Origin of the sequence: Rhodococcus ruber (assembly GCF_016804345.1) — a bacterium.
In the GTDB taxonomy this organism is placed as follows: domain Bacteria; phylum Actinomycetota; class Actinomycetes; order Mycobacteriales; family Mycobacteriaceae; genus Rhodococcus; species Rhodococcus ruber.
In genome coordinates this window covers 5,317,241-5,337,729 of record NZ_CP044211.1, presented here as the reverse complement: position 1 = coordinate 5,337,729, position 20,489 = coordinate 5,317,241, and the positions used below count along the sequence as shown (strand labels likewise).

The following is a 20,489-nucleotide window of genomic DNA, read 5'->3' as shown; positions in this document are numbered from 1 at the left end:
AAAAAATAAGTCCACTTCGGAGGGGTTGCGTTCCCACATCCGCGTGCCGCCCGGTCGTCTGCGTCGACAATCGTCGCCGCGGATGACTGGCCGGCGCGCGGCTGTTGCCGGTGGACAGGCGACTGCACCGGCAAGGTCGGCGTGATCGGATTCTGCACGGGCGGAGGGTTTGCGGTGCTCGCCGCGGCACCGAACTACGGGATGCTGCCGAGGAACGCGACCGAGGTACTGCGGGGCGCGGCCGGGAAGCTCGAGCGGGTGCTGTCCGAGCGGGTACCCGCTCTCCGGCCGGTCATCCGCTCTGACGATCGTCGCCGCGGATGACTGGGCGGCGAGCGGCTCCCATCGGTGACCTGACTCACGCGCCGGACGGGTGACGGCCGCGCCGCACGAGCCCGGTCAACGGACCCGACAGCAGCAACAACAGCAGGGGGTAGTACGACAGCGGCGGGACGGTCACGCTCAGGACCAGTGCCACCACCATGAGCGCCGTCAGCACGACAGTCCCCGCCAGATCCGGTGGCTCGGCGCCCGCCGTGACGGCCGGGTGCCGGCCGGCGGCCCACGCCGACAACATCAGCGCCGCCCCGCTGGCCGCCATGGTGCCGATGTACAGCGCACGGGTCGCGGTCTCGTCGGAGTTCGTCGCCACCAGCGCGGAGGGGAAGGGCAGGAAGACGATGGTGAGTGCCCACAGGAACAGCGCCCGATCGACCCAGGGATCGTCGGCGACGATGTCGCGGACCAGCCGGTGCTGCCCCCACCAGAACCGGAAGATGACGACGAAGCTCAGGGCGAACGCCCCGATCGCTCCGGTGGCGTCGTGCAGCAATTCGATCGTCGTCCCCTCGTGATCGGAGGCTCGATCGACGAGCGGCAGCACCAGCAGGGTGATCGCGATGGCCACGATCGCGTCGAGGAACGTCAGATACCGTTCGAAGCTCCGGTCCCGCTCTCTCGGTTCCGCCATGGCTTCACAGCATGGCATCGCGCGTCCCGGCGCGGAGCCGAACGGCGGTCACGGCCGGGGGTCCGTGCGGGTCCACCGGGGCCGATCGTGGCGCGTGGCCGCGGTGCAGCGGCGGCACGGTACGACACCGTGTTCGCCGGTGTCCGCCAGGTACAGCGCCTCGCTCCACGGCACGTGCGGGAAGCGGGCGAGGCGGGCGCGGGAGAGCGGGAGTCCGCACAGGGTCTGATTGGTGCCGGGCGTCCAGGCGTGCGTATCGCCGCGCGGGTATCGGATTCCGTCGTCGTCGATCCACTGGCTCGACGCCGCGACCGCGGGTTCGGTTCGCCTGGCCATGAGTCCGGGTTCCCCGGCCGGGGCGGGGCCACGCCCCCCGACGAAAGATGAAGGACCGGCACGCTCGGTCGCCTCACGGCGAAAGGCGCAATGCAGCTCCAGCCGGACGGAACTCTGCAAAGGCAGAAATATTGAGCCCGGGGGACACGGAGCGTGCCGATCCGAACTCTTCAACACCGACCCGTTCCCGGGTATTCCGGCCACGGCCCGGTGAACTGCGTCACGGACCGATCTCACGTTTCCGCCCGTGGAGGCGTCTACCCCGTATACACCGGATGGAAGGATCGAACCCGTGAACGCGACGCGAACCCACACGGTCGTCGACTCACCGATCGGACCGCTGACTCTGGTGCGGACCGCCGGGGCCCTCAGCGGCCTGTACCTCGCCGAACATCGGCACCGACCCGGCCCGCACACCTTCGGGGATCTCGCGGCGACCGGTTTCGAGGAGATCACCGAGCAGCTCGACGAATACTTCGCGGGCCGGCGCACCGAGTTCACCGTGCCGCTCGGGCTGCACGGAACCCCGTTCCAGCGCCGGGTGTGGCAGGCGCTGCAGGCCGTCCCGTACGGCACGGTGTGCACGTACACCGAGCTCGCCGCCGCGGTCGGGCAACCCACCGCCGTGCGCGCGGTGGCCGCCGCCAACGGCCGCAACCCGGTGAGCATCGTGGTGCCGTGCCACCGCGTGATCGGCCGCGACGGCACCCTCACCGGGTACGCCGGCGGTCTCGACCGCAAGCGTTACCTGCTCGACCGGGAGGCGCAGGTGACCCGTGCCGTCCCGTGACCCGCTGCCCCCGTTCGAGCGGGTCGTCGCCGAGCACGGCGGCACCGTCCTGCGGGTGTGCCGCGCGCTGCTCGGTCCCGTCGACGCCGACGACGCCTGGTCCGAGACGTTTCTCGCCGCGCTGCGCGCCTACCCGGCGCTGCGTCCGGGCAGCAACGTCGAGGCGTGGCTCGTGACGATCGCCCATCGCAAGGCCGTCGACGTCCACCGGTCCCGGGCTCGCACGCCGGTACCCGTCGCCGTCCTCCCGGAGCGCCCGGCCGACGCGGGCATCCCCGCACCCGACGACGACCTGTGGTCCGCGGTCGCCGCGCTGCCGTTCACCCAACGCGCCGCCGTCGTCTACCACCACGTGGTCGGCCTGCCCTACGCCGAGATCGCCACGATCCTCGGCAACTCCACCGACGCCGCGCGCCGCGCCGCCGCCGACGGCCGGGCCGCGCTGCGCCGCCGCTATCCGACGGAGGAACCGTCATGACGCTCGAACCGTCCCCTGTCGCCACCGCCGATCTGACCCGCCTGCACGCCCGGCTGACCGTCGCTGCCGGCGCCGCCGACCTGCTCGACGTCGCCTACCGCATCGTGGACACCCCGGTCGGGCCGCTGCTGCTCGCCGCCACCCCCGCCGGACTCGTGCGGGTCGCGTACGCCGTCGAGAACCACGACGCGGTCCTCGATCGGCTCGCCGCCGACATCAGCCCCCGCATCCTTGCCGCACCCGCCCGGCTCGGCACCGCCGCCCGCCAGCTCGACGAGTACTTCCGCGGCACGCGCACCACCTTCGACCTGCCGCTCGACCTGACCCTGGCGCGGGGTTTCCGGCGCGAGGTGATCACGCACCTGCCCGGCTACGGCCGGACCGCGAGCTACGCCGAGGTGGCGGCCGTGGCGGGCAGCCCCCGCGCCGTCCGGGCGGTGGGCACGGCGTGCGCGAGGAATCCGCTGCCCGTCGTCCTGCCGTGCCATCGCGTGGTGCGCGGCGACGGCGACCTCGGCCGGTACGTGGGCGGGGTGGAAGCCAAGCGTGCCCTGCTCCGGCTCGAGACCGCGGCGTGAGCGTCGTCCTGCGGCCGACCGTGACGCCGCCGCTGGCCGCGGCGCCGATGCTCGCCGCGCTGCGCAGCCACACCGTCGCCGGTCTCGAACGGCACGACGCGGACACGGGCACGCACGTCCGGTCGGTGCGGGGGCGGTACGGTCCCACGGTGGTCGCGATCCGTCCCGGCTCCGAGCACGTGTCCGTCCGGATCGACGCGGATCGTCGCGATCTACCCGAGGTGGAGCAGACGGTCCGGCGGTGGCTGGACCTCGATGCCGACCCGGCCGTGATCGACGCGGCGCTCGGCGCCGATCCGTACCTCGCGCCGATGGTGGCGGCCCGGCCGGGACTGCGCGTGCTCGGGACGACGGACTGGTTCGACACCGCCGTCCAGACGGTGCTGGGACAGCAGGTCAGCGTCGCGGCGGCCGCCACGTTCGCCGGCCGCCTCGTCGCCCGCTACGGCGATCCGGGACGCGACGGCCTGCTCTGCTTCCCGTTGCCGACCGGGCTCGTCGGTGCGGACCCGCACGAACTGCAGGCGGCCGTGGGGCTGACCGGCGCCCGGGTGCGTACCGTGCTCGCGCTCGCCCGCGCCGCGGCCGACGGTCTCGATCCGTCCGACCCCGTGCGGTTCCGCCGGGACCTTCTCGGACTGCCGGGAATCGGGCCGTGGACCGTGGACTACCTCGCCGTGCGCGTGCTCGGGGACCGCGACGCGTGTCCCGTCGGAGATCTGGTGCTGCGCAGGGCCCTCGGCGTGGATACCGCCCGCGAGGTGACGGTCCGGACGCGGCGGTGGAGTCCGTGGCGGGCCTACGCCGCGTTCCACCTGTGGACGCACGCCGCCTACGAGTCGTCCGCGCCGTAGCAGTCGCGCACCGAGACCTGCATGGGGAAACGCACTTCGGTGGCTCCGAACAGCAACCGGGTGGCCGACTCCACCGCGGCGGACAGGTGTGCCGTCGCGGTCTCCGGCGTGCGGGTGTGCACCACGATCTCGTCGTGCTGGAAGAAGACGAGCTCACCGGCGTCGCCGGCGGCCAGGCGCAGGCGAAGATCCGCCAGCACGCACAGCGCCCATTCGGCGGCTGTCGCCTGGACGACGAAGTTGCGGGTGAACCGCCCCCGGGCCCGTGCGTCGCCGTGCACGAAGAAGCCGGCGTCGGGCGGCGGGCACGCGCGGCCCAGCCACGAATGCACCACCTCGCCGCGTTCCCCGGCTCGCGCGGCGTGCTCGACGAACTCCACCGCCTCGGGAAAACTCCGCCGCAGCATCGTGAGCAACGCCCGCGACTCACCGGACGTCGCACCGTAGAGCACGCCGAGCACGGCCACCTTCGCCTTCGCGCGGTCGCCGCCGAACGTCGCCGCCGCCACCGGCGCGTACAGGTCCTCGGCCCCCGCCGCCGTCGTCATCCGCGGGTCGCCGGACATCGCGGCGAGGATGCGCGGTTCGAGCTGGCCGGCATCGGCGATCACGAAAACGTGGCCGGGCTCGGCGATCACGCTCGACCGCAACGCCTTCGGAATCTGCAGGGCCCCACCGCCGCGGCTCGCCCAGCGCCCGGACACCACGGCACCGGGCACATAGACCGGGCGGAACCGGCCGTCGCGCACCCAGGTGTCGAGCCAGTGCCAGCCGTTGGTGCTGTGCAGCTTCGACAGATCGCGGTGCTGCAGGAGCAGCGGCACCGCCGGATGGTCGAGTTCGCGCAGTACCCATTTGCGGGTGGACGGCACCTCGATGCCTTCCCGCCGGAACGCGTCGAGCACCTCGGTGTGCGAGGCCGGGTTGAGCGCACGACCGAACACCGCACCGATCCGGGCGTTCAGTTCGGTTATCCGAGGCGGCAACCCGTCGTCGGTGGGGCGCGGGCCGAGGGTGCGCTCGAGCACCCGCCGGTGGGCGTCGGCGGAGAAGGGCAGCCCGTCGAAGCTCATCTCGGCGGCGGCCAGCGTGCCCGCCGATTCGGCGGCGACGAGCAGTTCGAGCCGGGCGCGGCCACCGAGTTCGGCCCGCTGCCGGGCGAACTCGGCGAGCACCGAGTCGAGGTCGGCGGTGGGAGCGACGTCGAACAGTCCCGGTCGCTGGTCGATCGGCTGTTCCGGAGGCGCGGGAATCCCGGCGCGTACGTTGAGGATTGCGCGGGTGGAGGCGAGGTCGTGGCATCGGCGCACGCGGGCCCCGCCGCGCAGCAGTGCGGGGTAGACGGAGGCGGTGCCGGTCCAGATCCAGCGCGGCGGGTTCGTCGCCTCGCACGTCCGCACGAATGTCGTCAGGTCGTCGTGGTGCTCGGCAGCGGCGAGCGGTCGTCCGTCGGGGTCGACCGGAACGGTCCACCCGCCGGGCGACTGCCCGCCGGCGGTGTCGGGAACCAGGACGGTGCGCACCTGTCCAGTCTGCACTGTCGTGCCGACACCGCCGACTCCGGACCCGCAGCTACTCGGAAAGCAGGCCGGACTCCTGAAGCAGGTCGGCGATCTCCGTCGCTTCGAGCTTTGCGATCAGGTTCTCGCGCAGCAGCTTCGGACCGGGCAGGTGCAGTTCCTTCCCGTCCCGCAGCCTGCTGGTGGCCGCGAGCAGTTCCCGGATGTCGTAGGTCGAGCCGAAGACCTCCGGAACACCGCGTTCGATGTCGAGCAGACGATACGCGGCCTCCATCCCGGTGCGCACCGAATATTCGGTGGTGAAGATGCAGTCGCGGGTCGTCTCGGCGAACTGCCCGATGAAGGCGAAGTTCACCGCGCCCTCCGGAACCACGTCCGGCCGGTCGCCCGCCTGACGGGGCATGAAGAACGACGTCACGTAGGGCATCATGACGGGCACGCACTTTGCGCCGTCCGCGGCGAGCTCGGGAATCTCGTCGACGGGAACGCCCATGTGGTAGAGCCATTCCTGCGTGATCTCCTCGCCGGTGCATTCCTGCATCGGCTTGTGCACGTAGTCTCCGGGGACGTCGACGAACAGCGAGTAGACCCAGACGACGATCTGGTCCGAGGGTTGCTGCTTGAAATGCGGCTGCCGGTTGACGGTCCAACTCATCAGCCAACTGGAGTCCTTGGCGGTGACGATACCGCCGGTGACCACCTTGCCGCTGAACGGGTCACGCTTGCAGATCTTCTCGATGTAGGAGGGGATGCGCTTGTCGAGCGTGGTGACAGTCGCCGATTCCCACTTCGTCCGGGGGATGTGGCCGCCGAACACATCCGGATGCCCGAAGGACGGATCCTTGGCGGCGATCCTGCGCCACAGGTCCCACGCCGGGGCCGGGCCCTCGTCGAGTCGGGCCGGGGTGTGGTGGTCACCGTTGTCGGAGTTCTCGGTCAGTGAACCGATGGTGGTGAAGAGCAGGTCGTTCTCGCCGAGGTCGACTCCGCCTGTGCCCTCCTCGGTGACCCAGTGGATGCGCGTGGCCTGCTTGCGGTCCGGGGTGATGTCGAAGTCGATGTCGGTGACCTCGGTGGCGAACCGGAAGGTCACGCCCTGGTCGAGGAGCCACTTGTACAGCGGTAGCACGAGGGACTCGTACTGGTTGTACTTGGTGAACTTCAGGGCGGAGAAGTCCGGCAGGCCGCCGATGTGGTGGATGAAGCGGTGCAGGTAGAGCTTCATCTCGAGGGCGCTGTGCCATTCCTCGAATGCGAACATCGTGCGCCAGTAGAGCCAGAAGTTGCTGTCGAGGAAGTCACGGCCGAAGACCTCGTCGATCCGCTTGTTCTCCATTTCCTCGCGGCTGGCGAGGAACACCTTGACGATGTCCTTCTGTGCCCGCTGGTTCAGGGTGAACAGGCCGTCGGTGTGTGCATCGCGGCCCTGCTTCTCCGTTGCCCGTTGCAGCGAGAAGTTGGGGTCGTCCTTGTTCAGCCAGTAGAACTCGTCGAGAACGCTCGCACCGTCGATTTCGATGGACGGAACGGACCGGAACAGGTCCCACAGACACTCGAAGTGGTCCTCCATCTCGCGGCCTCCGCGGATCACGAAGCCCTTCTCGGGTTCCTTGATGCCGTCGAGCGCACCGCCTGGCAGTTTCAGTCGTTCCAGGATGGTGATTCCGGACGCGGGCATCTGCCCGTCCCGGATCAGGAAGGCGGCTCCGGACAGGGAGGCGAGTCCGGCCCCGACGAACCATGCTGTCTTCTCGTCCACCCCTGCGGGCTTGCGGGGCCGGGCGAACGCTTCGTAGTTTCCGCTGCTGTAGTACATGACGCGTAGCCCTTTCGCCGTGGTCGGTCGTCGTTACTTGTCGTTCGAGTAGCGGTAGAACCCTTCGCCCGTCGCCACACCGAGCTTGCCGACGTCGATGTAGTTCTCTTTCAACCACGCGGCGATGGTCCGGTCCTTCTCGTCGCCGTGGGAGAGGATGTTGTACGGCGTGGTGAGCCCGATGATGTCGTAGATCTGGAAGGGCCCCATGGGTGCGCCGGTGGCGATCCGCCACACCTTGTCGACGTCCTGGGGGTCGGCGTAGCCACCGGCGGCGAGTTCACCCGCCGCGTTGAGGAACGGCACGAGCAGCGAGTTCAGGACATAGCCGGCCTTCTCCTTGTGGATCGGGATCGGAACCATACCGATGGCCGCGGCGAAGTCGACGACTTGATCGAACACCGCGGGGTCGGTGTCGTCGGTGCCCATGACCTCGGCCGTGTTGAACTTCCACACCTGGTTGGCGAAGTGCAGCGCGAGGAACTTGTCGGGACGGCCGGTGAAGTCCTTGATGTCGCTGGGCAGGAGCGTGGAGGAGTTGGTGGCGAAGATCGTCTCCGCGGGTGCGACGGCGCCCAGCTTCGTGTAGGTGTCCCGCTTGATGTCGAGGACCTCGGGCACGGCCTCGACGACGAGGTCTGCGTCCCGGACGGCGTCCGCGAGGTCGGAGGACAGGCGGATGCCGGTCGCAGCCGCCTCCGCCTTCCCGTCGCCGGCACCGGGAACCTCACGCTTGTACGTCTCGGCGAGCTCGCCGAAGCGCTTCTGCGCGTTGGTCAGGGCGTCGTCGCTGATGTCGTAGGCGGTGACGTCGAACCCGCTGTAGGCGGACTGGAACGCGATCTGCGCACCGAGGACACCGGTCCCGAGGACCGTCACCTTGCTGATCCGGCTGGTCATGATTCCTTCTTTCGTTGGGGTGAGGACGTGCCCGGTTGCGGCGTGCCGCGGGCCGGGCGGTCGTCGTCGAGTGCTGCGAAGAAGCCCGTGACGATCTGGTCGATCTGGGCGTGCAGGTCGGCTTCGGGGTCGTTGTGTGGATGCGCACCGGTGAACGCGCGCGCAAGGATCAGGTGCAGGATCGCGAAGATGCTCCGGCCGGCGTGCCGGGCCCGGTCCTCCGCCTGCCTCTCGTCCAGCCCGCGGTTGCGCGCGGCCTCGACGAGCCGGCACGCGACCGTCTCCTCGAAGAGGGCGACGAGATCGAGTCCCTCGAAACGGTATTTCTCGCTTGCGGAGCCGAACAGCAGCTCGCGTTGGTAATTCACCGTGTTCTCGACGTTGCTGTCGGCCGCCTCGAGAATGGGCCGGACGAGGGCCAGTACGGCGTCCACCGGGTCGCGCCGCGAGCGTGACTCGCGCTCGCCGATGCTCAGGGCCGCCCGGAACTGCTGGTTGTAGACCATCATCAGCAGTTCGCCCTTGGACGTCGCGTAGCGGAACAACGTTCCGGCCGCGACGTCCGCGCGTTCGGAGATCTGCTGTGTCGTGACCCCCGCGAAGCCCTTCTCCGCGAACAACGATGAGGCGGCAGCGAAGATTCGGCTCTGCTTGTCACGCATGTTCCGGTCTCGGCGACCCGGCGCTCCCGCCGATTCGACCATTTCGCGCCTCCCGGAATGAGTGGACTCATTAATGAGCATACTCCGCTATCGGTCCGCGGGCATCCGCTGGCCCGCTCGGTCACGCTGCTGCCGGCGACGCCGCAGCCGGGGACAGTTTCATCCCCCGTTTCACCCCGGCGCGGCTGGGCCGGGCGGAATCGGAACGCTACCTTCGAGACCCGGGACCCCGCTGCTCTGCCCTCGAGGAGCAGCGGGGTCCTGTCTCACGTGTCCTGCGCCGGAACGAGTGCGGGGTCGGCGTCGCTGCGGCGGTGGAACCCGCGCACGTCGTAGATCCGAGTCACCACCGCCCCGAGCGCGAGGCCGATCCCGAGACCCAGCAGGGTCATCAGGGCGCCGCGGGTCAGCCCCGCGGGGCCACTGCCGTCGAAGTACAGGATGGCCCGGGTCGCGATGTACACCTGATGCATCGGTTCGAAGGTCGACAGCCACGTGTACAGCGGGGGCATCGCCTCGAGCGGCACGGTCCCGCCCGACGACGGCAGGCCCAGGATGATGAAGATCAACAGGTTCACCAGCAGTCCGGCGGAACCGAACACGGCCATCACCGAGATCGAGGTGACGCCCACGGCCGTGATCGCGAGGGCCCCGTACTCCCACAGCAGCAGGGCGCGGGTCACGGGCATGCCGAGCAGGGTGGCGATCCACAGGTAGAGCGCCGACACGATCAGCCCCAGGATCACCATGATCGCCCACTTCACGAGCAGCACCCGGAACCGCGACAGATGCGCAGTCTTCCGGTCGACGTACCACGGCCCGTACTCGGTGGGGACGAAACCGAGGGCGCTGTCGACGAGCGAGTTGACGATGGTGGCGCCGGTGAAGCCCGCGAGAATGAGCAGCAGTGTGTAGTAGAACGCGGACAGGCCCAGTCCGGTGCCGTCGGGCAGCGGCTTGTGCTCGACGAAGCGGACATCGATCGGATCCGCCAGCGTCAACCGGCTGCCGCCGGACAGCTGCAGATCCGGGGCGCTGGTGGCGAGGGTGTCGGTGACCGTGGTGGTGAGTTGTTCCCCGACGGTGGCGTTCACGGTGGTCAGGGCGCGGTCGGCGATCGATTCGACGATGCCCTTGCCGAAGGTGCCGATGCGGGGGTTGGTGTAGACGGTGATGATCGGCTTCTCGATGTCGCCGGGGATCACGCTGCCCTGCGCCAGGATGGACGTGCGTTTGGTGAAGTCGCTCGGAATCACGATCGCGCCGTAGAGTCGGCCCGAGTCGAGACCCGAGATCGCCCCGGAGATCCCGACCTGCTGCAGGTCGATCTCCGCCGGATCGACCCCGTCGGCGACGGCGGCGGTGATCTCGGCGCCGAGATTGCGCTGCTGGTCCGAACCGGGCAGCACGTCGCCGACGTCCTGGTTGACGATGGCGACCGGGAACCTGTGCAGATTGTCGGCCGGATTGATCATGCTGCCGATGTAGAGGGCCGCCAGGGCCGCCATCACGGCGGTCACCACGACGACCGGCGCCAGCCAGAAGTGGGGGCTGCGCAGGGTGCCGGCGTGCGGGTCGGCGCTGATCTCCGTCGAACTCATTCCAGGCCTTCCGTGATGCGTCGAGTCGGTGCGGTGCCCTTCAATTGTGCACACCCGTAGTCAGATGCGGATGCTTCCCCGCCGCCTCGTGGTACGAGACACGAAACGTGCACGCCCGCGAGGCAGCTCACTCCCGGACTGTATGGTGCCCCGCGGAACAATTCGATACGGGGGGATTTCATGGGGGAAATCGTGCGCGCGGGCCGGGCGTCCGTCGCGAAACGGGCGGTGCCGGTGCTCGTGTCGTCGCTGCTGCTCGTGGGCTGCGGCGGCGAGAGCCGGGACCACATCGCCGAGACCTACGAGCATCGGGAGACGAGGAGAAACACCGAGGTCTACCACTCGCCGGATCCGGTGCAGGCGACGGTCGACGCGATCGTGCGCAGGCAGGAGCCGACCGCGCAGACGGTCGATCGCGGCCGGTGGGAGCTGCGATTCCCCGGCGACGTCGTGATCGTCGAGGCCGCGGCCGAGGGCGGCAGCACAGTCATCGTCCGGGACCTCGACCGGCGACCGCGCCGGGGTCTGTTGCAGCGGCTGGGGGCGCTGTTCGGCTCCGACGCGTCCGGAGCGGGGCACCGGTCGGGGTCCGAACGAGGGGCGAGGTAGGAGCGTAGGCGGGCGGTCGATCGGGATGATCCGGCCGACCCGCGCGTGAGCCGTGGTCGTTCGGCCGCCGGTGCCCTCCGATGCTCTGCCGGGTCGGGGGGCACACCCATGTAATTAATACGTGTACTAAATTATCGAGCTCGGATAAGGTGAAGGCCATGACCGAAGCGGACGCCCGCGACCTCGACTACTGGTCCTTCGTCGAACTCGCGAACCGGCGCCTGAGCAACCGATACGGCGACTACCACGAGCAGGCCACCGAGGTGCTGCTGACTCTCAACCGCGCCTCCGACATCGTCACGTACGACCTCGAGGCGGCCGTGCACCGCCCGCGGGGGCGGTCGTGGTCGGCCTATCGGCTGATGTTCGTCACCTGGCTGGCCGGTCCGATCGAGCCGAAGATGGCCGCCAAGCTCACCGGCATGAGCCGTGCCGCCGTCTCCAATCTGGCGAAACCGCTGGTCGAGGCGGGTCTGTTGACGCGAACCCCGGATCCGGAGGACGGCCGGTCGGTCCGCTTGTCGCTCACCGAGGCCGGCGAGCGGGAGATCGTGGAGACGTTCCGTGCCCAGAACGAGCGGGAAGCGGCATGGGTGGACGTGCTGAGCGAGGCGGAGCAGCAGATTCTCGTCATGCTCCTCAACAAGCTCATCACCAAGCGCAGCCAGTTCGACATGCGCGACCGCAACTGACGACCGATCGGGCCGATGTGGTTGCGCTCACGCCCGAAAAGTAGTTAAGGTGTTTATCAACACCGCGGCCTCCCGCGGATCCGCCACGAAGAGCCCGAGGAGCTGAATCTCATGGCGTTCTACCGACAGCTCGGCGTCATCCCGCCGAAGCGCCACACCCAGCACCGCAACGAAGACGGCGGGCTGTTCTACGAGGAGCTGATGGGCGAGGAGGGCTTCTCCTCGGACTCGGCGCTGCTCTACCACCGGCACATCCCGTCGGCCATCGTCGACGCCACCGAGTGGAAGCTGCCCGACCAGGCCACCACCCCGAACCACCCGCTCAAGCCGCGCCACCTGAAGCTGCACGATCTGTTCCCGCAGACCGTCTGGGCCGAGACCGACGCCGTCACCGGCCGCCGGCTGATCCTGGGCAACGCGGACGTGCGCCTGTCGTACGTCGTGTCGGCGAAGGAGTCGCCGCTCTACCGCAACGTCGTCGGCGACGAGATGGTCTACGTCGAGTCGGGAACCGCCCGCGTCGAGACCGTCTTCGGTGTGCTCGACGCGAAGGCCGGCGACTACGTGCTGCTGCCGATGGCCACCACCCACCGCTGGATCCCCACCGGCGACGAGCCGCTGCGCGCCTACGTCATCGAGGCCAACAGCCACATCGTCCCGCCGAAGCGCTTCCTGTCGCGGTTCGGCCAGTTCCTCGAGCACGCGCCGTTCTGCGAACGCGACCTGCACGGCCCGACCGAGCTGATCCAGGTCGAGGACAGCAACGTCGAGGTCCTGGTCAAGCACCGCACCTCGCACGGCATCGTCGGCACCCGCTACCTCGTGCCCAACCACCCGTTCGACGTCGTCGGCTGGGACGGCTGCCTGTACCCGTACACCTTCAGCATCCACGACTACGAGCCCATCACCGGCCGGGTCCACCAGCCGCCGCCGGCGCACCAGGCGTTCGAGGGCAACAACTTCGTCATCTGCAACTTCGTGCCCCGCAAGGTGGACTACCACCCGCTGGCGATCCCGGTGCCCTACTACCACTCCAACGTCGACTCCGACGAGATCATGTTCTACTGCGGCGGAGACTACGAGGCCCGCAAGGGCTCCGGCATCGGCCAGGGATCGATCTCCGTCCATCCCGGCGGCCACGCCCACGGTCCGCAGCCCGGCGCCTACGAGCGCAGCATCGGCGTCGACTTCTTCGACGAGCTCGCCGTCATGGTGGACACGTTCCGGCCGCTCGAACTCGGTGAGGGTGCGCTCGCGTGCGAGGACGCGGCCTACGCCGGAAGCTGGAACCGGGGGCTGCAGAAGTGAGCACTCTCGGAGCCCTGCTGACGGAACTGTGCGACGACGCCGCGCTGTTCCCGCCCGGTAACGCCCCGCTCGATCGCGCCCTGCCGGCCCATGCCGCGCACCGCATCGCCGACCATGCCGGGCTGGTGGGCACGTTCGTGTTCCCGGCGCCGCGGATCCCGGAGTTGCTCGAGGCACTCGGACAGCGCCCGTTCGGGGGCGACCTCACCCTGAGCCTGACCGTTCCGGGCGGGCCGTCCGCGGTCGTTCCCGCAATGGAGAGCCTGCGCGACGTCGACGGCGTCACCGTGGCCGCCCTCGAGATCGCCGTGCCCGCCGGGGAGAGCCCCGCCGGTGTGCTCGTCGCCCTCGACCTGATCGCCGCAGAGTACCCCGGAGTCGCACTGTTCGTGGAGGTTCCGCGCGACGAGCGCCGCGCCGAGATCCTCCAGGGACTCGTGGGATCGCGTTACGCGGCGAAGTTCCGCACGGGCGGGGTGGTCGCGGAGGCGTACCCCGACGAATGGGAACTCGCCGACGCCCTCTCGACCGTGGTCCGCACGAAGGTCCCGTTCAAGGCCACGGCGGGCCTGCACCACGCGGTCCGCAACACCGACCCGCACACCGGGTTCGAACAGCACGGATTCCTCAACGTGCTCGCCGCCGTCGACGCCGTGCTCGACGGTGCGGACACCGCGGCCGTCGCGGCGGTGCTCGCCGACCGGGACGGCGCCGGCCTGGCCGCCCGGCTGCGCGACCTGTCGCCTGCTCGAATCGAGGAGCTGCGCAACAGCTTCCGCTCGTTCGGCACCTGCAGCATCGTGGAGCCGCTCGCCGATCTCGTCGAGGTCGGCCTGGCTCCGCCGACGATGTCCCCGATCACCGAAGGATCTCTCGCATGACCGTCATCGACATCCCGGAAGGTTCGCTCTTCGGCGCGAACAACCTGCCCTACGGCGTGTTCTCCACGGCCGGAACGCAGCCGCGCGTCGGCGTGCGTGTCGGTGACTCCGTTCTCGACCTGTCCGTCGTGTTCGACGATCCCGCGTTCGCCGCGCCGACCCTCAACGCCTTCATGGCGCAGGGCCGCGCCCGCTGGGACGAGGTGCGGGCCGCGCTGCAGGATCTCGTCGCGGGGGACGTGCCCGCCGAGGCCGTGCACGCCGTCGCGGACGTGACCCTGCATCTGCCGATCGACGTCGCCGACTACGTCGACTTCTACGCCTCGGAGAACCATGCGTCGAACCTCGGGCGCCTGTTCCGGCCCGACAATCCGTCGCCGCTGATGCCGAACTGGAAGCACCTGCCGGTCGGCTACCACGGCCGGTCGAGCACCGTGGTCGTGTCGGGAGTGGACATCGTGCGTCCGTGCGGACAGCGCAAGGGCCCGAACGATCCGGCGCCCGTGTTCGGCCCCTCGATCCGCCTCGACATCGAGGCCGAGATGGGCTTCGTCGTCGGCGTCGGGTCGCCGATGGGATCGTCGATCTCCCCGGACGAGTTCGCCGACCACTGCTTCGGGGCCGTCATCCTCAACGACTGGTCGGCCCGCGACATCCAGGCGTGGGAGTACGTGCCGCTCGGTCCGAACCTCGGCAAGTCGTTCGCGACCTCGATCTCCCCGTGGGTCGTGCCGCTGGCCGCGCTCGAGGCTGCCCGCGTCGACACCCCGGTGCAGGACCCGGAACCGCTGCCGTACCTGAAGGGCACCGAGAAGTGGGGCCTGGACATCGATCTCGAGGTCGAGTGGAACGGTCACGTCGTCTCGCGTCCGCCGTACGCCCAGATGTACTGGTCGCCGGCGCAGATGCTCGCGCACACCTCCGTCAACGGTGCCGCCACCCGCACCGGCGACTTGTTCGGCTCGGGCACCATCTCCGGTCCCGAGAAGGACCAGCGCGGGGCGTTCATCGAACTCACCTGGGGCGGTATGGAACCAGTGCAGGTCGGCGACGAGACCCGGACCTTCCTCGAGGACGGTGACGAGATCTCGATCTCCGCCACCGCGCCCGGGCCGGACGGCACCCGCATCGGGTTCGGTGAGGTCCGCACCCGCATCCTGCCCGCGAAGGACTCGGGCCGCTGACCGACCCGGATCCGCGCGCCGGCTCGACAGCGGCGCGGTGAACTCCGCGCGTCGACGTCCGGTCGGCGCGCGGATCCGTTTCAGCGAACGGTCAGTGAGTCACCCAGCGAGAGAACGCCTTCCGATACGACGTCGGCGTACACCCCGATGCACGGTGCCGGCCTGGCCTCGGGACGGTTCGGGACGCGGTTGCGGTCGGTGACGGTGCGCAGCATGTCGCGCCGCGCCGGCACCTCCTGGTGCGGCAACGTCACCATCACGCACCGCGCCGTGCGCTGCGTCGGCACGAGCGCGACGGAACCGGCCTCGAGCCGGCGGCCCAGCCAGCCGTCCTCGACGAAGCCGGTGCCGTCCGCCGAGACCACGACGTTGGGGCGGAAGCGCCGCAGCGCGACGTCGGCGGGGTCGCCCGTGCCGAGCGCGTCCACGGCTGCCGTCGTGAGCAGGTGCAGCGGCGCCTCGTCGTAGGTGCGCGGGCGGGCCTCCAACGTCAGTGCCCGCCCGGTCAGTTCCGACAGCAGCGCGGGGGTGCGCGGGTCGTCGCCGCGGGTGCACCGGCCGTCGGGCAGGGTGATCTCGAGGACGGCGGGATCCGACGGGTCGGCGTCGTCGAGCAGCCGGGCGCGGCATTCGAGCAGTCGCGACCAGGCGCGCACCTTCTTCGCCGTCGCGACGGCGCCGGTCTCGGCGTCGATCACCGCCCACAGGTGGTCGCCGCGCAGCCCGTCCGGCTCGATCGTCGCCGACGGCAGTTGCTCGCCGCCGAACGACTTGACCGGGTAACGCCAGAGCTGAGAGACCTGCACAACGGGCCAGCATACGGACCGGTGTGCCCTTTGGGCGGTCCTGGCAGCCCAAAGGACGCACCGGCGCAGCCTAAGGTGTGGCGTATGAGCGATGATGCGACGCCTCGCCGTTGGGGCCTGACGATCCCCCTCGACGGCATTGCCCTGCCCGACCAGCGAGATCTGATCGCCGAACTGCCCGACCTCGGCTACACCGACGTGTGGTCGTCCGAGAGCAGCGTGGCCGACGCCTTCACGCCCCTGGCGCTGGCGAGCGTGTGGGCCCCGACGCTGCGGCTGGGCACCGCGATCGTGCCGGTCTTCACGCGCGGTCCCGCCACCCTGGCGATCTCCGCGGCCACCCTCGCCGCCGCCGCCCCGGGCCGTTTCGTCCTCGGCGTGGGCACCTCGTCCAACGTGATCGTCGAGAAGTGGAACAGCACCCCGTTCGAGGAGCCGTTCAAGAGAGCCCGCGACACCCTGCAGTTCCTGCGTGCCGCGCTCGCCGGCGAGAAGATCAGCCACAAGTACGACACGTTCGAGGTCGGCGGGTTCCGCGCCGGACTCGTCCCCGATCCCGCCCCGCCGCTGCTGCTCGCCGCCCTGCGCCCGGGGATGTTGCGCCTCGCCGGACGCGAGGCCGACGGCGCGATCGTCAACTGGCTCTCGGCCGACGACGTGCGCACCGTCGCGCCGTACGTGCACGAGGGAGGAGCGGGCAAGGAGATCGTCGCCCGCATCTTCGTGCTGCCCGGTTTCGACGCCGAAACCGCCCGCAGCATCGGTCGTCGCATGATCGCCGCCTACATGAACGTCCCCGTCTACCGTGCCTTCCACGAATTCCTCGGACGCAGCAACGATTTCGAGGGCATGTGGCGGTTGTGGGCGGAGGGGGAGCGGTCGGCGGCCCTCGCTGCGATCCCGGACCACGTGGTGGACCAGCTCGTCGTGCACGGGCCGCCGGAGGCGTGCCGCGAGCACATCGAACGGTACGTCGAGGCGGGCGTGACCACTCCCGTGATCGCGATGACCACCGCCGGCGACCCGACGGAGATGATCCGGGCCCTCGCCCCGCGCTGACCATCGGTCACGATTCGGTCGCGGCCGTAACGCGCGGCTCGGGCATCGACGACATTCCCGGCAGATCGACCGCTGGGAGGCCGCGATGCCTGGACCGGATCCGCGCCGGGTGACCGTCGCCGCCGACGACGGTGTGCCCCTGTCGGTGCGGGTGCACGGACCCGTCGACGCGCTCGTCACCGTCGTGCTGGTGCACGGCCACTGCCTGCACACCGGCAGCTGGTCGGCGGTACGCGAGCGCCTTGCCGGGCAGGCCGGCGCGGGGGTCCGCATCGTCGCCTACGACCAGCGCGGGCACGGCCGGTCGGGGATCGGCGCGCCGGAGACGTACACCATCGAGCAACTCGCCCACGACCTCGACGTCGTCCTGCGCACCGTCGTGCCCCCCGGGCCGGTGGTGCTGGCGGGGCACTCGATGGGCGGCATGGTGGCGATGGCCTACGCGCGGCTGTACCCGGAGCGGATCGGCAGCCGCGTCGTCGGTGCCGCCCTCGTCGCGACCGCGGCGAGTGGCCTGGCCGAGTCGGGGCTCGGCCGTTATCTGCGGCACCCGGCGGTGTCCGTGCTGCACCGCGCGGTGCGACGCGCGCCGCGGGTGATGCAGGGATCGATGCGGATCGGCGGGCGCATGTGCGGTCCTGTGGTCCGTCGCGGCGCCGCGGACTCGTGGGCACGGTCGCTGGCGACGGCCCTGGCCACCGAGACGTCGATCGTGACGCTCTCGCGCTTCCTGGCGGCGTTCGCCGTGCTCGACGAGTCGGCGGCCCTCGCCGTGCTGGCTGCGATCCCGGTCCTGGTGCTCGGCGGCTCGGCGGACGAGCTGACGCCGTTCGCGCACTCGCGGGCCATCGCCGCGCGGCTGCCCGCCGCCGAACTGGTGCGGGTCGACGGGGCGGGGCACTCGGTGATCGTCGAGCGCGCCGACGAGGTGGCGGCCGCGCTGCTGCGACTGCTCACCCACGTTCGGGGGGTGGCCGCCCCCGTCGCGGTGGTGTAGGCAGGAGCGCATGACCGACACGCGCACCGACCAGCCCGCCGCCGTACTCATCGCCGTCGACGAGGCGTCCGGGATCGGCCTGCTCACCCTGAACCGTCCCGATCAGCGAAACCCGTTGTCCGCGTCGGCGATGCGCGAGGTCACGATGGGGCTGCGCGCGCTGTCCGCGGAGTCCGCGACCCGGGTGATCGTGATCCGCGCCGAGGGCCCGGTGTTCTCGGCGGGCCACGACCTGCGCGAGATGATCGGCCGGACCCTCGAGGACGAGCGGGTCATCTTCGACACCTGTACCGAGATGATGCAGACCGTGCAGTCGGTGCCGCAGCCGGTGATCGCGTCGGTGCAGGGTGCGGCCGTCGCGGCCGGCTGCCAGCTGGTGGCGTCGTGCGACCTGGCGGTCGCGTCGTCGGACGCGGTGTTCGGCACCCCGGGGGTGAAGATCGGCCTGTTCTGTTCCACGCCGATGGTCGCGCTCAGCCGGGCCGTGGGGCGCAAGCGGGCCATGCAGATGCTGCTCACGGGCGAGACGATCGACGCGGCGACGGCGGCGGACTGGGGGCTGATCAACTTCGTCGTCGACCCGGCGGCCCTGGAATCCGAGACCGCGGCCCTGGCCGCGAAGATCGTCTCGGCGTCCCCGGCGACGGTGCGGATCGGGAAGGAAGCCTTCTACCGGCAGATCGAGCTGCCGCAGGAGCAGGCCTACGAGGCGATGGCCGAGACCATGGCGACCAACGCGATGATCTGCGACGCCCAGGAGGGCATGACGGCGTTCGTGGAGAAGCGCCGGCCGGTGTGGCAGGGTCGCTGACGCTATCGATCGATCGGTCTGGTCAATTGGTTGGACGTCCTATAACCTGTCGGCCATGAGCCTCGACCCGCGCGCGAACACCGTCGACGGCGTGCTGCACCGCAGCGCCGTCCGCTTCCCCGACCGCACCGCCCTGCGGTTCGGCGACCGCACCCTCAGCTACCGCGAGCTCGACGACGCGGTCACCCGGGCGGCCGGACGGTTGCGCGCGCTGGGCCTGGACCAGGGCGATCGCGTCGCCGCGTACGGCACCAACTCCGACGCCTACGTCGTCGGGTACCTCGCGGCCGCCCGGGCCGGCCTCGTGCACGTGCCGATCAACTACGCCCTGCGCGGCGAGGAACTGAGCTACCTGCTCGGCCAGTCCGGGGCGCGCGCCGTCCTCGTCGACCCCGCGTTGCGCGAGAACCTCGACGCAGTCCTCGGCGACGTCCCGGCCGAGCATGTGGTGCCCCTGCGCGACGCCGACGACTCGCTCCTCGCCGTCGCGTGCACGGGCGACGTGCCGGAACTCGACGTGACCGTCTCCGACGCCGACCTCGTGCAGCTGCTCTACACCTCCGGCACCACCTCGAAACCCAAGGGCGCCATGATGCCCCACCGGGCGCTGGTGCACGAGTACACCTCGTCGATCGTCGCCCTGGACCTGGCGGCGGACGACAATCCGCTGATCTGCATGCCGCTGTACCACTCCGCCGGCATGCACGTGTTCATGCTGCCGTACCTGGCCGTCGGCGCCACGGTCACGCTGCTGCCCGCCCCCGACATCCCGGAGATCCTGCGGCTCGTCGAGTCCGAGCGGATCGGCTCGCTCTTCCTCGCCCCGACGGTGTGGGTGCCGCTGGCGAGCCACCCCGACCTCGAGACCCGCGACCTGTCGTCGCTGCGGAAGGCGCAGTACGGCGCGTCGATCATGCCCGTCACCGTGCTGAACCGGCTCCGCGAGCGCTACCCGGACCTCGGGTTCTACAACTGCTTCGGTCAATCCGAGATCGGGCCGCTGGCAACGGTTCTGCGCCCAGAGGAGCACGCGGACCGGCCGTCGTCGTGCGGGAAGGCGGTGCTGTTCGTCGAGACCCGCGTCGTCGACGCCGACGGCAACGACGTGCCCGACGGCGAACCCGGCGAGGTGCTGTACCGGTCGCCGCAGCTGTGCCTGGGCTACTGGGACAACCCGGACGCCACCGCGGAGGCGTTCCGCGACGGGTGGTTCCACTCCGGCGATCTCGTCACGCGCGACGCCGAGGGCTACATCACCGTCGTCGACCGGATCAAGGACGTCATCAACACCGGCGGCATCCTCGTCGCGTCCCGGGAGGTGGAGGACGCCCTCTACACCCACGAGGCCGTCGCCGAGGTCGCGGTCATCGGCACCCCCGACGAGAAGTGGATCGAAGCCGTCACCGCCGTCGTCGTGCTGCGCGCCGGCGCGGACACCGACGAGAACGAGCTGATCGACCACGTCAAGCAGCGCCTGGCGCCGTTCAAGGTTCCGAAGCTCGTCCGGTTCGTGGACACCCTCCCGCGCAACCAGAGCGGCAAGCTTCTCAAGCGCGAGCTGCGCACCCGGTGACCGAATGTCACATGGGTTCGATCGAATCGACGCGATGTGACATTCGGTCACGCCGGACGGAAGG

Annotated in this window: 21 protein-coding genes and 1 pseudogene; 14 read left to right on the top strand and 8 right to left on the bottom strand. The window is 70.1% G+C overall.

The genetic code is table 11. The features are described 5' to 3' along the window. Positions 1-93 precede the first annotated feature (93 nt). Positions 94-240 (top strand): annotated as a pseudogene (locus F1734_RS26355) (dienelactone hydrolase family protein); the annotation flags it as partial. Positions 241-358: 118 nt separating this feature from the next. Here F1734_RS26355 and F1734_RS24440 read toward each other — a convergent pair. Together F1734_RS24440 and F1734_RS24435 are read right to left on the bottom strand one after the other, a co-directional pair. Then, the gene (locus F1734_RS24440; RefSeq protein WP_010595659.1) at positions 359-970 is read right to left on the bottom strand and encodes a TMEM175 family protein; all 612 of its coding nucleotides are present in this window, start codon (positions 968-970) and stop codon (positions 359-361) included. Between the two features lie 48 nt (positions 971-1,018). Next, positions 1,019-1,306 carry a hypothetical protein gene (locus F1734_RS24435; protein ID WP_010595658.1) on the bottom strand — a complete coding sequence of 96 codons (288 nt, stop codon included), beginning with the start codon at positions 1,304-1,306 and terminating at the stop codon, positions 1,019-1,021. Positions 1,307-1,598: 292 nt separating this feature from the next. Here F1734_RS24435 and F1734_RS24430 point away from each other — a divergent pair, with 292 nt between their 5' ends. The 4 genes from F1734_RS24430 to F1734_RS24415 are packed head-to-tail and all read left to right on the top strand — an operon-like array spanning position 1,599 to position 4,006. Next, positions 1,599-2,096, top strand: coding sequence for a methylated-DNA--[protein]-cysteine S-methyltransferase (locus tag F1734_RS24430; protein ID WP_010595657.1), 498 nt, complete (start codon positions 1,599-1,601; stop codon positions 2,094-2,096). Continuing rightward, positions 2,083-2,574: an RNA polymerase sigma factor gene (locus F1734_RS24425; RefSeq protein WP_010595656.1), complete on the top strand. Its 492-nt coding sequence runs from the start codon at positions 2,083-2,085 to the stop codon at positions 2,572-2,574. The genes F1734_RS24430 and F1734_RS24425 overlap by 14 nt, the downstream gene beginning before the upstream one ends. Then, entirely contained in the window at positions 2,571-3,152 is a 582-nt protein-coding gene (locus F1734_RS24420) for a methylated-DNA--[protein]-cysteine S-methyltransferase (protein ID WP_010595655.1), read from the top strand. The genes F1734_RS24425 and F1734_RS24420 overlap by 4 nt, the downstream gene beginning before the upstream one ends. Further along, positions 3,149-4,006 (top strand): DNA-3-methyladenine glycosylase family protein, encoded by an 858-nt coding sequence (locus F1734_RS24415; protein WP_203011167.1) that lies wholly within the window; start codon positions 3,149-3,151, stop codon positions 4,004-4,006. Before F1734_RS24420 ends, F1734_RS24415 begins: the two co-directional genes overlap by 4 nt. Here the strand turns inward: F1734_RS24415 and F1734_RS24410 are convergent. The 5 genes from F1734_RS24410 to F1734_RS24390 form a co-directional block, all read right to left on the bottom strand. Then, complete coding sequence (locus F1734_RS24410) at positions 3,985-5,529, bottom strand: bifunctional 3'-5' exonuclease/DNA polymerase (protein ID WP_238424058.1); 1,545 nt, start codon at positions 5,527-5,529, stop codon at positions 3,985-3,987. The two genes, F1734_RS24415 and F1734_RS24410, sit on opposite strands and share 22 nt — an antisense overlap. A gap of 49 nt (positions 5,530-5,578) precedes the next feature. Beyond that, on the bottom strand, positions 5,579-7,342 hold the full coding sequence (locus tag F1734_RS24405; protein ID WP_048771572.1) for an oleate hydratase: 1,764 nt from the start codon (positions 7,340-7,342) through the stop codon (positions 5,579-5,581). A 33-nt stretch (positions 7,343-7,375) separates the two neighbouring features. After that, the gene (locus tag F1734_RS24400; RefSeq protein WP_048771574.1) at positions 7,376-8,242 is read right to left on the bottom strand and encodes a 3-hydroxyacyl-CoA dehydrogenase; all 867 of its coding nucleotides are present in this window, start codon (positions 8,240-8,242) and stop codon (positions 7,376-7,378) included. Beyond that, entirely contained in the window at positions 8,239-8,904 is a 666-nt protein-coding gene (locus F1734_RS24395) for a TetR/AcrR family transcriptional regulator (protein WP_140188972.1), read from the bottom strand. The genes F1734_RS24400 and F1734_RS24395 overlap by 4 nt, the downstream gene beginning before the upstream one ends. Before the next feature lie 266 nt (positions 8,905-9,170). Continuing rightward, on the bottom strand, positions 9,171-10,505 hold the full coding sequence (locus F1734_RS24390; protein ID WP_048771577.1) for a YhgE/Pip domain-containing protein: 1,335 nt from the start codon (positions 10,503-10,505) through the stop codon (positions 9,171-9,173). 180 nt (positions 10,506-10,685) lie between these two features. Here F1734_RS24390 and F1734_RS24385 point away from each other — a divergent pair, with 180 nt between their 5' ends. The 5 genes from F1734_RS24385 (at position 10,686) to fahA (ending at position 15,179) form a co-directional block, all read left to right on the top strand. After that, positions 10,686-11,114, top strand: coding sequence for a DUF4247 domain-containing protein (locus F1734_RS24385; RefSeq protein WP_010595649.1), 429 nt, complete (start codon positions 10,686-10,688; stop codon positions 11,112-11,114). Between the two features lie 158 nt (positions 11,115-11,272). Beyond that, entirely contained in the window at positions 11,273-11,806 is a 534-nt protein-coding gene (locus tag F1734_RS24380; RefSeq protein ID WP_026137528.1) for a MarR family winged helix-turn-helix transcriptional regulator, read from the top strand. Positions 11,807-11,917: 111 nt separating this feature from the next. Continuing rightward, positions 11,918-13,114, top strand: a complete 1,197-nt coding sequence (locus F1734_RS24375; protein WP_017679703.1) for a homogentisate 1,2-dioxygenase — start codon at positions 11,918-11,920, stop codon at positions 13,112-13,114. After that, complete coding sequence (locus F1734_RS24370; RefSeq protein ID WP_203011165.1) at positions 13,111-13,995, top strand: hypothetical protein; 885 nt, start codon at positions 13,111-13,113, stop codon at positions 13,993-13,995. The genes F1734_RS24375 and F1734_RS24370 overlap by 4 nt, the downstream gene beginning before the upstream one ends. Next, positions 13,992-15,179: a fumarylacetoacetase gene (gene fahA / locus F1734_RS24365; RefSeq protein ID WP_010595645.1), complete on the top strand. Its 1,188-nt coding sequence runs from the start codon at positions 13,992-13,994 to the stop codon at positions 15,177-15,179. The genes F1734_RS24370 and fahA overlap by 4 nt, the downstream gene beginning before the upstream one ends. 80 nt (positions 15,180-15,259) lie before the next feature. On the opposite strand, the gene F1734_RS24360 is transcribed toward fahA, so the two are convergent. Further along, a complete protein-coding gene (locus F1734_RS24360; protein WP_040274702.1) occupies positions 15,260-15,985 on the bottom strand; it encodes an MOSC domain-containing protein in 726 nt (241 codons plus the stop codon). A gap of 84 nt (positions 15,986-16,069) precedes the next feature. On the opposite strand from F1734_RS24360, the gene F1734_RS24355 reads away from it, so the two are divergent. The 4 genes from F1734_RS24355 (at position 16,070) to F1734_RS24340 (ending at position 20,425) form a co-directional block, all read left to right on the top strand. Next, the gene (locus F1734_RS24355) at positions 16,070-17,044 is read left to right on the top strand and encodes an LLM class F420-dependent oxidoreductase (RefSeq protein WP_203011164.1); all 975 of its coding nucleotides are present in this window, start codon (positions 16,070-16,072) and stop codon (positions 17,042-17,044) included. A 109-nt stretch (positions 17,045-17,153) separates the two neighbouring features. After that, positions 17,154-18,041: an alpha/beta fold hydrolase gene (locus F1734_RS24350; RefSeq protein ID WP_010595642.1), complete on the top strand. Its 888-nt coding sequence runs from the start codon at positions 17,154-17,156 to the stop codon at positions 18,039-18,041. 10 nt (positions 18,042-18,051) lie between these two features. Next, positions 18,052-18,852 (top strand): enoyl-CoA hydratase, encoded by an 801-nt coding sequence (locus F1734_RS24345; protein WP_010595641.1) that lies wholly within the window; start codon positions 18,052-18,054, stop codon positions 18,850-18,852. A 55-nt stretch (positions 18,853-18,907) separates the two neighbouring features. Further along, complete coding sequence (locus F1734_RS24340) at positions 18,908-20,425, top strand: acyl-CoA synthetase (RefSeq protein ID WP_040274704.1); 1,518 nt, start codon at positions 18,908-18,910, stop codon at positions 20,423-20,425. Positions 20,426-20,489 lie beyond the last annotated feature (64 nt).

Bases quoted from the DNA above. Each gene is read 5' to 3' on its own strand.
- F1734_RS24385 (WP_010595649.1), top strand. From the start codon at position 10,686: ATGGGGGAAATCGTGCGCGCGGGCCGGGCGTCCGTCGCGAAACGGGCG.
- F1734_RS24405 (WP_048771572.1), bottom strand. From the start codon at position 7,342: ATGTACTACAGCAGCGGAAACTACGAAGCGTTCGCCCGGCCCCGCAAG.
- F1734_RS24340 (WP_040274704.1), top strand. From the start codon at position 18,908: ATGAGCCTCGACCCGCGCGCGAACACCGTCGACGGCGTGCTGCACCGC.
- F1734_RS24435 (WP_010595658.1), bottom strand. From the start codon at position 1,306: ATGGCCAGGCGAACCGAACCCGCGGTCGCGGCGTCGAGCCAGTGGATC.
- F1734_RS24400 (WP_048771574.1), bottom strand. From the start codon at position 8,242: ATGACCAGCCGGATCAGCAAGGTGACGGTCCTCGGGACCGGTGTCCTC.
- F1734_RS24395 (WP_140188972.1), bottom strand. From the start codon at position 8,904: ATGCGTGACAAGCAGAGCCGAATCTTCGCTGCCGCCTCATCGTTGTTC.
- F1734_RS24420 (WP_010595655.1), top strand. From the start codon at position 2,571: ATGACGCTCGAACCGTCCCCTGTCGCCACCGCCGATCTGACCCGCCTG.
- F1734_RS24390 (WP_048771577.1), bottom strand. From the start codon at position 10,505: ATGAGTTCGACGGAGATCAGCGCCGACCCGCACGCCGGCACCCTGCGC.
- F1734_RS24380 (WP_026137528.1), top strand. From the start codon at position 11,273: ATGACCGAAGCGGACGCCCGCGACCTCGACTACTGGTCCTTCGTCGAA.
- F1734_RS24440 (WP_010595659.1), bottom strand. From the start codon at position 970: ATGGCGGAACCGAGAGAGCGGGACCGGAGCTTCGAACGGTATCTGACG.
- F1734_RS24345 (WP_010595641.1), top strand. From the start codon at position 18,052: ATGACCGACACGCGCACCGACCAGCCCGCCGCCGTACTCATCGCCGTC.
- fahA (WP_010595645.1), top strand. From the start codon at position 13,992: ATGACCGTCATCGACATCCCGGAAGGTTCGCTCTTCGGCGCGAACAAC.
- F1734_RS24375 (WP_017679703.1), top strand. From the start codon at position 11,918: ATGGCGTTCTACCGACAGCTCGGCGTCATCCCGCCGAAGCGCCACACC.
- F1734_RS24355 (WP_203011164.1), top strand. From the start codon at position 16,070: ATGAGCGATGATGCGACGCCTCGCCGTTGGGGCCTGACGATCCCCCTC.